We start from the raw sequence: 14,886 nt of genomic DNA on the forward strand, positions 1-14,886 counted from the left end.
GAATAGTAATGGGTATATAATCCAATAACAGAGTTATTCGACTCTGTTATTGCGCTTGATCAATACCCTGAAATTGCAAAAGACTATAATGTTTTCGTTCACTAAATAAAACGGTACGAAAGCATGAAAGTAAGTCAATTTTTCGATAATAAGTTATTAAATAAATATAACACCAGCGGACCAAGATATACGTCTTATCCAACAGCGTTAGAGTTTCATGATGATTTTAAACATGATGATTTTATTAAAGCGATAGAAAACTCGCAAAACCGAGAATTGTCACTTTACGTGCATATCCCATTTTGTCACACGCTTTGTTATTATTGTGGTTGTAATAAAGTCGTTACCCGCCATCGTGATAAAGCAGATACTTACCTTGAATATTTAGCACAAGAAATTGCTTTACAAGCACCATTATTTCAAGAATACACCGTTAAACAATTACATTGGGGTGGGGGTACACCAAGCTTTTTAACGCACCCACAAATCACAAAACTTGTTTCTTTATTAAAAGAAAAATTTAATTTTTCTGAAGAATTGGAAATGAGCATTGAAATTGATCCTCGTGAGATTGAGATGGACTTAGCTGAGCACTTATATTCACTCGGTTTCAATCGTTTGAGCTTAGGCGTTCAAGATCTTGATTTGAAGGTACAGCAGGCCATTAACCGTGTGCAATCAACAGAGTTCATTGGTGACTTTATTGAACATGCTAAAGCGGTTGGTTTTAAGTCTATTAATATTGATTTGATTTATGGCTTACCGCATCAAACACTTGATAACTTTACTAAAACATTAGTAAAAGCACATGAGTGGGATGTTGACCGTATCTCTCTATTTAGCTACGCGCACATACCAAGCCGTTTTGCTGCACAGCGTAAATTACGCGATGAATGGTTACCTAATACCGAAGAAAAATTCGCTTTAATGAAATTAGCGGTAGAAACGCTTTGTAACTTTGGTTACGACTTTATTGGTATGGATCATTTTGCTAAACCTAATGATGAGTTAGCTATAGCGCAAAGTGATGGTACTTTACATCGTAATTTCCAAGGTTACACCACTAAAGGCGGCTGTGATTTATTGGGACTAGGGGTATCATCCATTAGTTCTATTGGTAATAGTTTTAGCCAAAATATAAAAGATTTAAAAGAGTATTATCAAGCCATAACAGAAAAGCAGCATGCACAAATAAAAGGCGTAAGTTTATCTGAAGATGACATCTTACGTGGTGAAGTTATCCAGGAATTGATGTGTAATTTGTATCTAGACAAACAAGTGATTAATGAAAAATATAATATTAATTTTGATGAATATTTTGCTGAAGATTTACCGCTGTTAACTACGTTTATTGATGATGGTTTATTAGAAAATACAGAAAACTATATTAAAGTAGATCAATCCGCTCGTTTATTGATCCGTATTATTTGTATGAGCTTTGATGCTTATATGAAGAAACATATTAACCAGCAACGCTTTTCTCGGGTTATTTAATACGTTTAGGTGAAGCTCTGGTTTGTCATAAAATATTTATCCCCGAACGTTCAAGTTCGGGGATTAAAATAGCTTGATAATGGCTATCTAAATAGTCCTAGATTTCTATCACCGATGGCCTCTCGCCAACCACCTAACCATTCTGATTTTGCATCAGTATTTTGATAAGGGCACTGCTCCTTAGTTTTGCCGCCAAGGCCAGCTTGATATCCATTAGAATGCGCTCTACCCAATTTATCTCTTTTTTGTCTTTTCATTTACTCCACCTCATAAACACCTCGTAATTGTCTTATAAATCAATTAATAAACAAACTTAGAATCACTCGTTTAGCTGAGTTCATCTTATTACTTAATACTACAGAGTGGTCGATTCTCAAATTTTGCATTAATTTTTATGGTATGAAATTTCATCAATCGACGAGTCATTTAAGAGGATTTATTGAGGTGATGCAAGGGAAAAAATGTAATTTTAAAGAGGATATAATATACCGAGAAAAGGATAACCTGTGGACAAATTTTAACGCTAAAAGTTTTTTTTGGCAAAACAACTTGTTAGCATTAGATTAACTTAAAACCTTATTACTAGAGGTAATAACGTTGTTGCTTTAATAGACAGAATGATTCTAAAGAAATAACGTCAAGCGGCTTAGTAAAATTTGATTGATCAAGGTTACTTGAGTAGTAACATCCGTAATTAGTTATGTAATAAAGGTTTTAGCATGCCTTCCAAACCATTGAGTTTTACCTCGTACATTAAGGCTAACTGCTGTCCTAACTTACCTTCGGGAAAACCTTTACTGTGAAACCATACCAAATAAGGTTCAGGTAGTTGTAATAGTTTTCTCCCAGCATATTTACCAAAAGGCATGGTTTGATTGATTGCTTCAATAAGTGCTTGTTGATCGTTTAACAAATTAAGTCCGTGCTTGTCATGTTAGTGACATCTTTACGTCACAAAACCTTCATTAGTGCTCATTATACTGCTCCTATCTTAAAAGGTTAACAACTCAGTGTTAATCGCGTTAAAAAATTTAGGGATGAATATGTCAATCATTAGAAAACGAAGTGCCGCTCACAAAGCTTACTTACCTGGTAATGTCCGTGATAATCAATATATTTTAGCCGAATTTAGTTTGACCGATGAGCTATTTAAGCAGTTTTCAGGAAAATATAGTGATTTAAAACCGCAGCCATTTTACGATTTTTATCAGCAGCTATCGGATATGTTTTTTAAATTAACAGATGAATTTGAGCTAGAGAATTGTCAATTTATTGCTAATGATAAATTAGCACGAGTCAGATACAGCCAAGAAATGCACCAATGGCAAACCAATCAACAAATTCTCTTTTATTATAATCCAGAAAGTCACCACCTTAAAAAATCTTTTTTTGATGGCAGTAAACGAGCGAAAAAAATCTGTTTACTCTTTTTGGCTACCGGTAATGAGATCCGCGTTAATGCGGCCAACTTTCATAGTAAAGTGAGTCAACTGGTCGAAAAATTTTGTCAAACAATTATGTTAGATAAAAGTGATATTCGTTTGAGAGATCACCAGCACCTTACGTACGATTTGTTTGCTAAGAATAAGGGGTGTGCTACTAGCCAGACACATAAATTACGTGAAATTAAAAAGCGTTATGCTAGCCAAAACGTTATTGTACCTACGTATCATAGTGCAATGAATTATGCTGTTGTTACGCTAAATGTCAGCAATGAATTATTGAAACAGGTAGAAATAGATAGCCACTCTCAAGATCCGTATAACCCACTGTATACTTACCTAACGGATGTATTCACCATGGCAGCAAAACGCTATAACTTAAACAATGGGGCGCTGATTGCTAACGGTTTAGTACCTATTGTGAGATACAGCATTCATGAGATTGTATCTCGAGTAGGTGAGTTGCAAATGTTAGGTTACAACCCGGAGCAAAGTCCATGCGGTATTATCAGTAAATGGAGTGCGGGTGAGTTAACTGATAGCGTGCAGTTAATTTTTGTGGCTACACCCGAAAATAATAGCGAACACGGCTTTGGTCGTTTTTTAAATCAAATAGAACAAGCAATGCAATTGATGGCAGTTGAACTAGAAATTGAACCGACTAAAGAAGAAATGGTGGTTAGATTTCATCAACACTTGGCATATAACTATTAAAATTGGATTGTGTTCGTTTTAAGTTTTCTTTAAGTTTTCTTTAAGTTTTCTTTAAGTTGCTAGGTTTAGGTCGATTGAGGTCGCTTTTGTAATTTACGTTGTAATGTTCTTCTGTGCATTGAAAGCTGTCTAGCGGTCGCTGAAATATTACCCTGGTTAGCTTTTAATACCTGCTGAATATGTTGCCATTCAACCTGCTCGGCAGATAAGGTTTGTTCGCTTCTCTTATCTACTTCGATGGTTTCGGCTTTACTGCCTTTGAGTGTTGCGAGTAGTGTTTGACTATCGACAGGTTTAGACAAATAGTCATCAGCGCCAAGCTTTATCGCATCAACCGCGGTAGCAATACTGGCAAAGCCGGTAAGTAAGATAATGCGACTCTTTGGTCGAAGTTTACGCAGTGGTGTGATGATCGATAAGGTATTTTCTTCAGCCAACTTCATATCGAGTAAAATATAATCGGGTGTGTGTCGATGACAGGCGAGTAAGGCATCATTATTATTATCTACTTGTACACAATCAAAGCCATATTTAGTCAAGCGTCGATTAAGCGTGTTGGCAAAAATAATATCATCTTCAACGATTAATAACTTCGACGATGCTGGAGCTATTGCTGCATTAGGCATAACTAATTTCCTTATGGTTAGCGGTTTTACTTTGCTGAGATGAAATAGGCATACTTAAGGTGACAAGTGCGCCACCATCTTGATGGTTTGTTAAGGCTAACTTACCACCAAGGCGCTCTAAACTTGCGTGACTTAAAAAAACAGCCATGCCAAAACCTTGTTCACTATTAACAGGTTTAACGCCTAATTCATTGAGTTTTTTCAAGGTGAAACCTTTACCATAATCCCGAATAGTAAACTGCCAGTTACCTTTAATAATTTGGCTAGTTAGACAAAGGGTTTTGCTATTATTGGCTTTACTCGCTCTTATCGCATTATTAATTAAATTGATGATAGCGGGTAATAAGGTGGCATCAGCATTAATCGTGACTGCTTCGGTTGAGTTACAGCCGGTATTATTTTGCAATTGTAAGTGTATTTCTGGATTATTGAACCGTACGCTAACCGTTATTTCATTGAATAAATCTTGGCAATTAATCACCTTAACCACCTGTTCTTTTATCTCAAAAACCATAGCACGAAATTCAGCTAAGCTGTCTCTACAGCGAGTAAGCTGGCTTTGCATATCGGCCACAATGTCGTTGTTAGGTAAATTTTCACTTAATTCATCAGCAAGTAGTTGTACGGTTGCTATGGGGGTCGCTAATTGATGGGTCACCTGAGCGGAAGCAACACCTAATGAAGTCACTTGTTCTTGTTTTAATAAGTTCTCGCGATAAGCGGCAATGGCCAGTTCTTGCTGATTAATACTTCGTGCCATTTTACCCACAACAATGGCAACCACCAAGGCTGAAAATAAAAAGTTGATACCCATACCAATAAAGTGGCCTTGCATATTGCCGTGCATCACACTCATGGGTAATGACCATAATAAAATACTGTAAGATGCAATGGCGAGAAAGGCTACTATCGACAGTAATAATGGGGTTAGGGTAACTGCGGCTATGGCGATAGGAATGAGCAATAAAGAAACAAAAGCATTAGTCGCGCCACCACTGAAAAATAGTAGCAATGAGAGAAAGATGATGTCCGCACATATTTGCACCAGTATTGCTTTTTGGCTGGCTTTCTTTTCACTTAAATGATTATGACGATAATAAATATAACTGCTTAAGGTAAATAGTATTTCTAAACTAATAACACTAACTAGTGGCGTCCAAGGTAGTTGGTACGCTAAGCCCAAATTAACAAAAATAATTAACAGTAATTGAATGGTAATTGCAGTGCTGCGTAGTGCAATAATTACTTGTATTTGACTCGTTTTTTTGAAATATTTTGGCATATATTATGGTCTAAATAGGGGTATAATGTGAGTATTCACAAAATTAACAAAGACATCTTAGCTTATTTATTAATAGAAAAGGCTGAGATAAATCATTAAAGAAACATTGAATAAGGCAGCACGATAAATGACTGAACAACTCAACGACAAAGCACTACAAACTGCGACTCTAGGCGGAGGTTGTTTTTGGTGTATCGAAAGTGCTCTTAATATGGTCAAGGGCATTATTACCGCAAAACCTGGTTATATGGGCGGGCACAGTGAAGCGCCAACCTATAACGCAGTGTGTACTGGCAATACTGGCCATGCTGAAGTAGTGCAATTAGTGTTCGATAGTCAGGTGATTAGTTTTAGAGAAATTTTAGAAATATTTTTCACCCTACACAATCCCACGCAGTTAAATCGTCAAGGCAATGATGTCGGCACACAATATCGCTCTGAAATTTTTACTCATAATGCCGAGCAACAGGAGATAGCAGAACAAATAATTGAGGAAATTAGTCAAGAGCAGTTATTTGAAGATCCTATCGTCACCCAAGTGAGTCCAGCGGTTACTTTTCATTGTGGTGAAGATTATCATCAAGATTACTTTAACAATAATCCAGAAAATCAATATTGCCAAGCCGTTGTTTCACCTAAACTTGCTAAGTTTAGAAAAACCTTCGTGGCTAAATTGAAATAAGCAGTCACTTTATCAGCGTAATATCTTCTACCGACTAAAATGATTTCCACTATACTTTTTATATATGTGGAGAGAATTTTTTCGGTGGTGTTATTATGCAAAAGAAAAAATTAATATTATCTACACTCGCTCTATTTGCGGTACTTGTATGGTTATATCCTTCTGAGCACCCCTATAAATTCCGGCAAGTTAAGTTATTAGCTACGGCCGAAGATAATTATTTACTACCAATCTCTCCGCATATTAGCCAAGTTGGGCGTCCCAAAGAAGTCTTTCATTTTCCTATCAAGTTAGGAGGGGTTGGGCCAAGTAATTCGCTATATTCAGGTCCGAAGCAATACCCCTTTTATTGTATGACCATAGACTCACACATAGGCCAGCCTTTGGTCGATAACCAAGAGGGCTTTGGTGTGCCTGTGTATGAAAATTTAGCACAGCGTAACAAAATTATTGGTTATTCAAAAGATTGCTTATTTAAAAGTCATTTACAGTTTTATTATCTTAATCAGAATGAAAAATTGGCGAAGCTCACGGCTGAGCAATTCTCCCAATTATCGACATTAAGAGACGCCAAATTACCTTTACAATTGTTTCGTGCGGAACAAGGCAGTATTAATCGTTTCATTTACACGATAGCCATGGCAATCATGCCTGAAGAGCTCGGTACACGTACTAAGAGTTCTTTGTGGAATAAAAAGCTGATCTATCAATTTAATGGCGGCTCAGGTATAGGTTTTAGGCAAGGAAGGCAAAAAGCAGTTCGAACGATAACCCGACGTTTAATTGAAGTTCAAAAAGGCTACGCTATTATAAGCTCGAGCGGAAATCGCACTAGTTATACTTATAATATGCTACTAGCAGAAGATACTGCACGCAGGGTAAAGCTGAACTTTGTTAGTTTATTTGGTGAGCCAATATATACGGTTGGGATCGGCGGCTCAGGTGGTGGTTTAGCGCAATATCTTATTGGCCAAAATAGCCGTGGCATTCTTGATGGCTTAATTCCTCAGTACTCTTACCCCGATATGATAAGCCAAACAATTTATACCTTAGATTGTGATTTATTTAATAATTATTTCACCTTTCGAGCCAAAGATAATAGTCGCTGGCAGCAATGGGATCAGCGACAATTACTCGAGGGCATGAACACCTTGCAAGATTTTCCACAAAAAATAGCGTTCTTACAACCGGTTGCACAATTAATGGCCGGCATGATACCTAGTTTCCCTGAAGGAAATAGTGAATGTATTAATGGTTACTTTGGTTTATCGACCTTTATTCATAATCCTAGGCAAGGCTTCTTGCGACACTTTTATAGTGAGGATGTGGTTGAGAAAACTAATTGGAACTATTGGGAAGATATGGCGTGGTTATTCAGCCGTGATAAGCATGGGTTAGTAGAAAGCACTTGGGATAATGATGGTGTTCAATATGGTTTGCACGCGTTAAAGCAAAAGCAGATCACACTCGCTGAATTTGTACATATCAATAAAAATATTGGTAGCTGGAAAGAGCAGTACCAAATGACAGCTGAAAAAATTATTACTCCATTTGGACGTAAAATGCCATTTTGGGTCTCTTTATGGGGGAGTGACAATATAACTCAAGTGATTGATAACCAAATGGCACCGAGGCGAAGTGCTTCACTTAAGTCGATAGAACTGGCTTATCGAGGTGGGCAGGTATTTATTGGCCAACTTGATTTGCCTATTATCGATGTTCGTCATTACTTGGAAGAAAAGCTCGATATGCATCATATGTCGGCATCTTTCAGTACCCGATTACGTTTGCAGCAGGCTAACGGTCATTTTGATAATCAGGTTATTTGGGTGGCAAAACGAGATTTTGATCCGACAGATCAAGCTTTTGATGTAATGGATTTATGGTTGCTAAAACGGAAACAATTTCCTGAGTTAACTGCAGGGCAAAGTAAGCCACCACAAATACAAGATACTTGCTTTGATAATAAGGGGGAAGTGCTGGCACAAGGTAAGGGGGTTTGGCAGGGAAATTGGAGTGATGCTAGCTCTGGCGATAAAAGGATAAAACGAGGGGCATGTGCACAACATTATGCCATTTTCTCAAATAGTCGTATTCAAGCCGAAGGTCCCTGGCAGGGCAGTATTTTCAAATGTTATAAAATTCCGTTTGAACAGGCGATTAAACAAGACATGTACGGTGATATAGAACTTGCGGAGCAGTTAACATCTTTGCGTGCCATATTTGCCCAAGGGGTATGCGATTATAGCCAAGGTGATTTAGGTAGACCTAGCGATCTTTAGATGAATTTGAGTTTTATTTGGAGTTCAGATTAAGGGGAAGTAAAAAAATGACAAAGGTAATACTTTGTCATTTTAAGGATTAAATTTTTATTGCTTTAAAGATATTTTGTCTTAAAAAACTCTGCGGAACGATGAGCCACGGCTTCTAGATGAACGGCGACTTCTCATACGACTATGCAATTCATGACGTTTTGACTCTAACCACTCTTCGCGAGTAATAGTAGTATCTCCACTACGTCCTTCTTCGCGGATACGATAAGCACAAAACTCTTCAAAAGCTTCAAAGTCATCTTTAAAGTCTTCAGCAACAAGCTCGATCATAATAGCATCATCTAAAAAGCCTAAGACCGGAATATGATCCGGTACTAAATCTTCAGGATCACTAAAGTAAGCTAAAGCACTTAATACTTCGGTGCGCTCTTCACTGGGAATTTGCCATTCACTATCTTCAATCATGGCAACAAAAGTTTCTAATTTTTGAATACGCTCACGTACAAATTCAGGTACGTTATCTTTAATATTTACACTGACTTTTTTAGCGTTAGCTAAAATTTCTTGCTCGCTAAGTTGCTTTGCACCTGTTTGCGCCTTGTGCATAACATCGCGAAAATACTCTAAGTCTGCTTCGGTTAATTCAAATTTAACTTCAAACGCCATTATAATTCTCCTGCTTTTGGCTTTATTATTACAATATATATTGGGTAATTATGCTTAAGCATAGTTCACTAATATTAATTCAGTTAGTTGAAATATATTGATTTGATCTATTCTCTTATTAGTCAATCTACCAGAATAAAGCGCTGACAGCACCCCATAAAATTAAGTTGAGTTAACTTTTGTATTTAGATTGTAACTTCATGTAGACATAATGGTATGATTTTACTGTTTATAGCTATTTTATTGTGTATTTATTATGACAACTACCGAGTTAATCGAGACAGAAACAGCAACGGATGTGGTTAATTCTGCTATTTCAGAAAGTAAGAAAGAAAGTAAAAGTTGTGAAAATTGCCATCAAGAACTTAATGGCCCTTTTTGCGCGAATTGTGGTCAATCTTCAGATTCGACATTAAAGTATTTCTGGTTAGTTATCATGCATTTGCTTGATGATATTTTTAGCTTTGATTCTCGTGCTAGTAGAACTATTTGGCCATTAATTACACGACCAGCTTTTCTCACTAATGAATATTTTGCCGGCAGGAGAGTGCACTATGTGCCGCCTTTACGATTATATTTATTTATTAGTATTGTGTTTTTTATCACTTTAAAATTTTTTATTGCTTCTGATGACGTTAACTCTATAGATCTCAATGGTAAACAAGAGGTTGTCACTCAAGTTAAAGCACATATTAAGCAGCTTAAAACTGAGCAGAATAGCTTACAGGGATCATCTACAGAAAGTACAGAAGCGCTAGCTGAAATAACTCGCCTCAATGAAGAGCTAGCGAAATTTAACAATTATTTATCTGACTTGAACCGCGAATATAGTTCGGGGCAGAATAAAGAAATGATTAGAATTACTCGTAAGTTGGTTGAATTAGAGTTTGATAAGGCTGATGAAGGGTTGTCATCAAAAGAACAAGAGCGATTTGAGACCCTAGTCGAAAAACGCATAAAAGTGCTTAATGGTGACTTAATCTCTGAAGAGCTCACTATCGGTAATAATGAAGATGGCAGCCTCTCTTTTGAGTTCTTATCAACAGAACAAAATAAAAAGCTAAATGAGTTTACCGAGGAGCTAAAAGAAAAAGGTGAAAAAGCGTTTAATTCTGATACAGGCCCCTTAATGGAGCAAGTGATTGGTAAGCTCCCGCAATTGATGTTTATTTTATTGCCCCTCTTTGCGGTATTACTGAAAGTGATGTTCATCTTCTCTAAAAGACTGTACATGGAGCATTTAACGGTTGCTTTGCATAGTCATAGTTTTATTTTTATTACGGTACTGCTGTATGAAATGCTTGACCTTTTAGAAGACTATCTCGCAGAAACGAGTCCTAATATTGCCAACTTCTCAGGTGTGGTCGCGGGTGGATTATTAGTCTGGATACCCATTTACTTATTTCTAATGCAGAAAAGAGTCTATAAACAAGGCAAATTCTTTACGTTTGTGAAGTTTAGCATCATCGGTACTTTATATATTATGATGATAGGGGTAACCGCTATTGTTGCTATGATATGGGGAATAATGGGAACTTAGCATAGCGGCTCTCTAATTTGCTGAATCCAGTCTCTTCATGTTGCTGGGTAAAGCTTATCGTATTCATGAAAAAACGGTAAAGCATAATATGCCCTACCGTTTTTTTGTTCTTAGCGCCGCGTTATTTAAAACGCATAGACAAATCAATGGCGTTAACATGCTTGGTTAGTGCGCCGCTTGAAATGTAATCGACACCTGCTTTGGCATATTCTTGCAAAATTTCAATAGTCATATTGCCGGAGACTTCAAGTTTTGCTTTACCACGTGTGGCTTTTACGGCTTCTTCTATCATCGCAGGACTGAAGTTATCGAGCATGATGATATCAGCCCCAGCGTTAAGTGCTTGTTCAAGCTCGTCGAGTGATTCTACTTCTACTTCAATGGTTTTATCACAGTGATTGTTTTTAGCGGTTGCTACTGCTTGGTTAATTCCGCCACAAGCAGCAATATGATTTTCTTTTATCAAAAAAGCATCAAATAAGCCAATTCTATGGTTCACACCACCACCACAAAGCACGGCATATTTCTGCGCGCTACGTAATCCAGGTAAGGTTTTACGAGTATCAAGCAGTTTAGTTTCACTACCGGCTAGCTCTTTTACATAGTGACTGGTTAAGGTGGCAGTGCCTGATAAGGTTTGTAAGAAGTTTAATGCAACTCGCTCACCGGTTAACAAGGTTCGGGCATCACCCTCAAGTTCAAAAAGCGTGCTATTGGCGGCAACAGATTCACCATCATTAACAAACCAGGTTATCTTGGTAGATGATACTTTGTTTGTTTGTTCAGCCGTGCTATTTAAAGAAGCATCAAGTTGTTTGAATACTTCATTCACCCAAGCAACCCCACAGACGATACAATCTTCACGGGTAATTACCGTGGCAACTGCTTGTTCATTTTCAGGAATGAGCATCGCGGTAATATCTTGACTGGCTTGAGGTGTCTCATTATCAACGGCTCCTAAATCTTCACAAAGGGCCCAAGAGATAGTTTTGCTAATATCTTGCTGTAATTTTTCTAATTGTGCATTAAGCATTGCTTTCTTCCTGTTACAGGGGATCCCGTAAGATTAGTTGTTTACCGGTTTGATAAAAATCGACTTGTTTGAGTGCACTCATACCTAAAAGTATTTCATCTGCTTTCATGGCAGGATTAATGTGAGCGGCGACATTATACAAGAAAATATTACCTAAGCTCAATTGCGTAATTTCAGTTTTATATACAGTAACACTACCATTGGCAGTTTGTACTTGGTAACTTCCCTGAGCCACTAAACCTAACTGTTCAGCGATATGTGCAGGAATTGACACCTGAGTTGCACCTGTATCAAGTAAAAAAGTAACAGGCGTTTCATTAATTGTGCCTCGGGCAACATAATGACCTTGCCTGTTTTGATCTAAAATCACCTCTGCTTGGCCACTTTCTGTTAAGCGCATTTCAGGACGGCTGTTTGGGTTGTACTGCTCATCAAGGACATCTTGAAAGACAAACATTAATAATGCTAAACCAATTATCCAGGCTAGCCAGACGAATATTTTTGCCATTTTGTTTGTTGGGTCAACTTCAGTCATACTAAGCAATCTTTAATTAAGAGTATTACTATTGTATGTTTTCTCAAGTAAGCAAGAAAGTACAAAGTGTAACCTTAACACTTACAGCATTTATCACTCTAAAATGAGAAACGTATGTTTTCTATTTCTTCTGGCTGGCTAACACAAGCGCAACTCTTACCATCACCGTACTTTGCTCCACGTGAATTAGGTGAAGAAATCAATTTATTAGTGATACATAATATTTCACTGCCGGCAGGTAAATTTGGTGGTCATTACATTAGTGACTTGTTTCTTGGGCAGCTAGATTGTAATGCACATCCAAGTTTTAGTGACTTGAGGGGCGTTGAAGTTTCAGCCCATTGCCTTATCCTGCGCGATGGTAGTGTAATCCAGTATGTTTCTTTCGATGATAAAGCCTGGCATGCAGGGATTTCATCATTCAAAAAAAGAGAATGCTGCAATGATTACTCTATCGGTATTGAATTAGAGGGCACAGATGATATCCCTTACACTGCGGAACAATATCAACAATTAATTGCGTTAACGCTTTGTTTGCAAAATCAATTTCCTGCGATTATTATAGGCAATGTTGTTGGTCATTGTGATATCGCCCCGGATAGAAAAACCGATCCTGGGCCGGTCTTTGACTGGCAATACTTTCATCAATGTTTGACTGAACAAGCGACAAGGAACATCACCTAACATGAGTTTACTAAGTTTATTAATTGCACTAGCAGCAGAGCGATCTTTATCTGCAGAAATGTGGCGATTTAATTTTTATTATCAACACTATTTACATTTTTTTAGTAAAAATTTTACAGCAAAACAAGGTGCGGTAGCGAGTGCTGCGTTTATTATCTTACCTGTGATTTTGACATACCTGTTGCTTGAAGTTATTGATAATACAGTGCTGCAGTTACTTCTTTCTACCGTGATACTCATCGTTTGTTTTGGTTGTACCACCACGAGAAATAGTTATAAAAATTATCTTCATTCAGCTTTCAGGGGAGAAGAAACAACGACGGAAATGCACCATCAACAACTATTAACGGATAAGAACCTGCCTAATATGGGCTTTGGCCAAGCACTTATTTGGCTAAATTACCGTTATTACATTGCTATTATGCTGTATTTCACTGTTTTTGGTGCTGCGGGTGCGCTATTTTACCGTTTATTGACTACAGTTATTGAGCATAAAAAAGCAGATTGCATGGCGAGTGCGGCTGAGAAACAGGCAGAAGCGCAGACAACTTCGGCAAGTGATAGTGAAGAGGAGCAGGAAGGTCAGCATGAAGCGAGTGTCGCTCCTAATATAATGAGCGGCTGTCAAAACCATTACGACGTACTTTTTTGGGTAGATTGGTTACCTGTGCGTATCGCTTCTTTTGGTTATATGTTTGTGGGTCACTTTTCCAAAGCGATGCCCGTTTGGTTAGAGAGTATTTTTGATAGCGAAAAACCAACCCATCAAGTATTGATTGATGTGGCCGAAAAATCGGAAGACATATTGGTCAATGAGGAAGACTGCACAGCAGAGCCTTGTTTACTTGTCAGACTTGCCAAACGGAATGTTTTACTAGTTCTTGCGGTTATTTCAATTTTGACATTAACGGGTTTTCTTAATTAACAAAATCTAGTCAAAACGAATGGTCAGACCAATCGGTCATCCTGACTTAATGCGCTAAAAACAGACTGAATAATATTGTTTTAGCGCATATAAACCTTGCTTAAATACAAACCATCAACTAAATTTACTTGTCAAAAGTAGCTATATTTGCTATTTTATTGCCTTGAAAATGATTGGTCTTACCAATTTACCAAGATTCAAACAGGTGTCTGAATCGCTCATTTCTTTCTTTATTACCATGGAAATAGCTAGCTAAATTACTTTTATGAATGCAAACGTAACGGCAAATAAATCAATGAAAGCATCGAAAAGCACTGGGCGGGTAAAGCCACAGAAGTTAGCTGATATTATTTTAGCTCAGCTTGAAGGCATGATAATCGAGGGAAGTTTACAGCCCGGTGAGAAATTATTACCTGAGCGTGAACTTGCGTTGCAATTTGAAGTCTCCCGACCATCATTACGTGAAGCGATACAGAAGTTAGAAGCCAAAGGTTTGGTAACGCGTAAGCAAGGTGGCGGTACTTTTGTTTGTACCAATTTACTCAGTGGTTTTTCCGACCCATTGTTTGAATTAATGTCGAACAATAATGAGTCACAATTTGATTTATTAGAATTTCGTCACGGTATTGAGGGAATGGCTTCGTATTATGCCGCTATGCGTGGTACGCCAGCAGATTTTGAACAAATTCAAGCAAAGCATAATGAAATTGGTACTAGCCAACTAGAAGATGACTTTCGTGGGGAAGCAGAAGCGGTTGTTGAATTTCATTTAGCCATTTGTGCAGCGTCACATAATGCGGTGATATTACAGCTTGCTCGCAGTATGTCGCCATTATTAGCGGATAACATTGCACAAAATTTAACAGTATTAGCGAAGCGCCCTGATATCTTTAGCAAGATTACCGATTATAGAAAGCGTTTGCTCAATGCCATTATTAGTGGTGAACCGCAAAAGGCATGGGGAGCTAGTCATCGACACTTAGCTTTCAT

The 14,886-nt window shown here is 37.6% G+C and carries 15 protein-coding genes; 8 read left to right on the plus strand and 7 right to left on the minus strand.

Annotated features, from left to right (window positions below; translation table 11 throughout):
* Positions 1 to 123 precede the first annotated feature (123 nt).
* Positions 124 to 1,494, plus strand: a complete 1,371-nt coding sequence (gene hemN / locus CXF71_RS12955) for an oxygen-independent coproporphyrinogen III oxidase (protein WP_101233363.1) — start codon at positions 124 to 126, stop codon at positions 1,492 to 1,494.
* Positions 1,495 to 1,577: 83 nt separating this feature from the next.
* Here the strand turns inward: hemN and rmf are convergent, their stop codons facing one another.
* Together rmf and CXF71_RS12965 are read right to left on the minus strand one after the other, a co-directional pair.
* A complete protein-coding gene (gene rmf / locus CXF71_RS12960; RefSeq protein ID WP_101230139.1) occupies positions 1,578 to 1,751 on the minus strand; it encodes a ribosome modulation factor in 174 nt (57 codons plus the stop codon).
* Between the two features lie 437 nt (positions 1,752 to 2,188).
* Entirely contained in the window at positions 2,189 to 2,407 is a 219-nt protein-coding gene (locus CXF71_RS12965) for a DUF3820 family protein (protein ID WP_101233364.1), read from the minus strand.
* 130 nt (positions 2,408 to 2,537) lie between these two features.
* Here CXF71_RS12965 and CXF71_RS12970 point away from each other — a divergent pair, with 130 nt between their 5' ends.
* Positions 2,538 to 3,650: a DUF3083 family protein gene (locus CXF71_RS12970; protein WP_101233365.1), complete on the plus strand. Its 1,113-nt coding sequence runs from the start codon at positions 2,538 to 2,540 to the stop codon at positions 3,648 to 3,650.
* Positions 3,651 to 3,715: 65 nt separating this feature from the next.
* On the opposite strand, the gene CXF71_RS12975 is transcribed toward CXF71_RS12970, so the two are convergent.
* Entirely contained in the window at positions 3,716 to 4,276 is a 561-nt protein-coding gene (locus CXF71_RS12975) for a response regulator transcription factor (protein WP_101233366.1), read from the minus strand.
* Positions 4,269 to 5,558: a sensor histidine kinase gene (locus CXF71_RS12980; protein WP_101233367.1), complete on the minus strand. Its 1,290-nt coding sequence runs from the start codon at positions 5,556 to 5,558 to the stop codon at positions 4,269 to 4,271. Before CXF71_RS12980 ends, CXF71_RS12975 begins: the two co-directional genes overlap by 8 nt.
* Positions 5,559 to 5,685: 127 nt before the next feature.
* On the opposite strand from CXF71_RS12980, the gene msrA reads away from it, so the two are divergent.
* Both msrA and CXF71_RS12990 read left to right on the plus strand, forming a co-directional pair.
* Complete coding sequence (msrA, locus tag CXF71_RS12985; RefSeq protein WP_101233368.1) at positions 5,686 to 6,240, plus strand: peptide-methionine (S)-S-oxide reductase MsrA; 555 nt, start codon at positions 5,686 to 5,688, stop codon at positions 6,238 to 6,240.
* 95 nt (positions 6,241 to 6,335) lie between these two features.
* Positions 6,336 to 8,522 carry a DUF6351 family protein gene (locus CXF71_RS12990; protein ID WP_101233369.1) on the plus strand — a complete coding sequence of 729 codons (2,187 nt, stop codon included), beginning with the start codon at positions 6,336 to 6,338 and terminating at the stop codon, positions 8,520 to 8,522.
* 111 nt (positions 8,523 to 8,633) lie between these two features.
* Here the strand turns inward: CXF71_RS12990 and CXF71_RS12995 are convergent, their stop codons facing one another.
* Positions 8,634 to 9,179 (minus strand): YkvA family protein, encoded by a 546-nt coding sequence (locus CXF71_RS12995; RefSeq protein WP_101233370.1) that lies wholly within the window; start codon positions 9,177 to 9,179, stop codon positions 8,634 to 8,636.
* Positions 9,180 to 9,435: 256 nt separating this feature from the next.
* Here CXF71_RS12995 and CXF71_RS13000 point away from each other — a divergent pair, with 256 nt between their 5' ends.
* Positions 9,436 to 10,719 carry a DUF3667 domain-containing protein gene (locus CXF71_RS13000; protein ID WP_101233371.1) on the plus strand — a complete coding sequence of 428 codons (1,284 nt, stop codon included), beginning with the start codon at positions 9,436 to 9,438 and terminating at the stop codon, positions 10,717 to 10,719.
* Positions 10,720 to 10,840: 121 nt separating this feature from the next.
* On the opposite strand, the gene nadC is transcribed toward CXF71_RS13000, so the two are convergent.
* Together nadC and CXF71_RS13010 are read right to left on the minus strand one after the other, a co-directional pair.
* A complete protein-coding gene (gene nadC, locus CXF71_RS13005; protein WP_101233372.1) occupies positions 10,841 to 11,752 on the minus strand; it encodes a carboxylating nicotinate-nucleotide diphosphorylase in 912 nt (303 codons plus the stop codon).
* A gap of 13 nt (positions 11,753 to 11,765) precedes the next feature.
* Positions 11,766 to 12,287, minus strand: a complete 522-nt coding sequence (locus tag CXF71_RS13010) for a retropepsin-like aspartic protease family protein (RefSeq protein WP_101233373.1) — start codon at positions 12,285 to 12,287, stop codon at positions 11,766 to 11,768.
* Positions 12,288 to 12,401: 114 nt separating this feature from the next.
* Between CXF71_RS13010 and ampD the strand changes: the two genes are divergently transcribed.
* The 3 genes from ampD to pdhR form a co-directional block, all read left to right on the plus strand.
* Positions 12,402 to 12,971 carry a 1,6-anhydro-N-acetylmuramyl-L-alanine amidase AmpD gene (ampD, locus tag CXF71_RS13015; RefSeq protein WP_101233374.1) on the plus strand — a complete coding sequence of 190 codons (570 nt, stop codon included), beginning with the start codon at positions 12,402 to 12,404 and terminating at the stop codon, positions 12,969 to 12,971.
* A 1-nt stretch (position 12,972) separates the two neighbouring features.
* Positions 12,973 to 13,896: a beta-lactamase regulator AmpE gene (gene ampE, locus CXF71_RS13020; RefSeq protein ID WP_101233375.1), complete on the plus strand. Its 924-nt coding sequence runs from the start codon at positions 12,973 to 12,975 to the stop codon at positions 13,894 to 13,896.
* Between the two features lie 265 nt (positions 13,897 to 14,161).
* A partial coding sequence (pdhR, locus tag CXF71_RS13025; RefSeq protein WP_101233376.1) for a pyruvate dehydrogenase complex transcriptional repressor PdhR occupies positions 14,162 to 14,886 on the plus strand: 725 nt, incomplete at its 3' end.

The sequence above is a fragment of the Colwellia sp. 12G3 genome (assembly GCF_002836775.1).
Lineage (GTDB): Bacteria > Pseudomonadota > Gammaproteobacteria > Enterobacterales > Alteromonadaceae > Colwellia.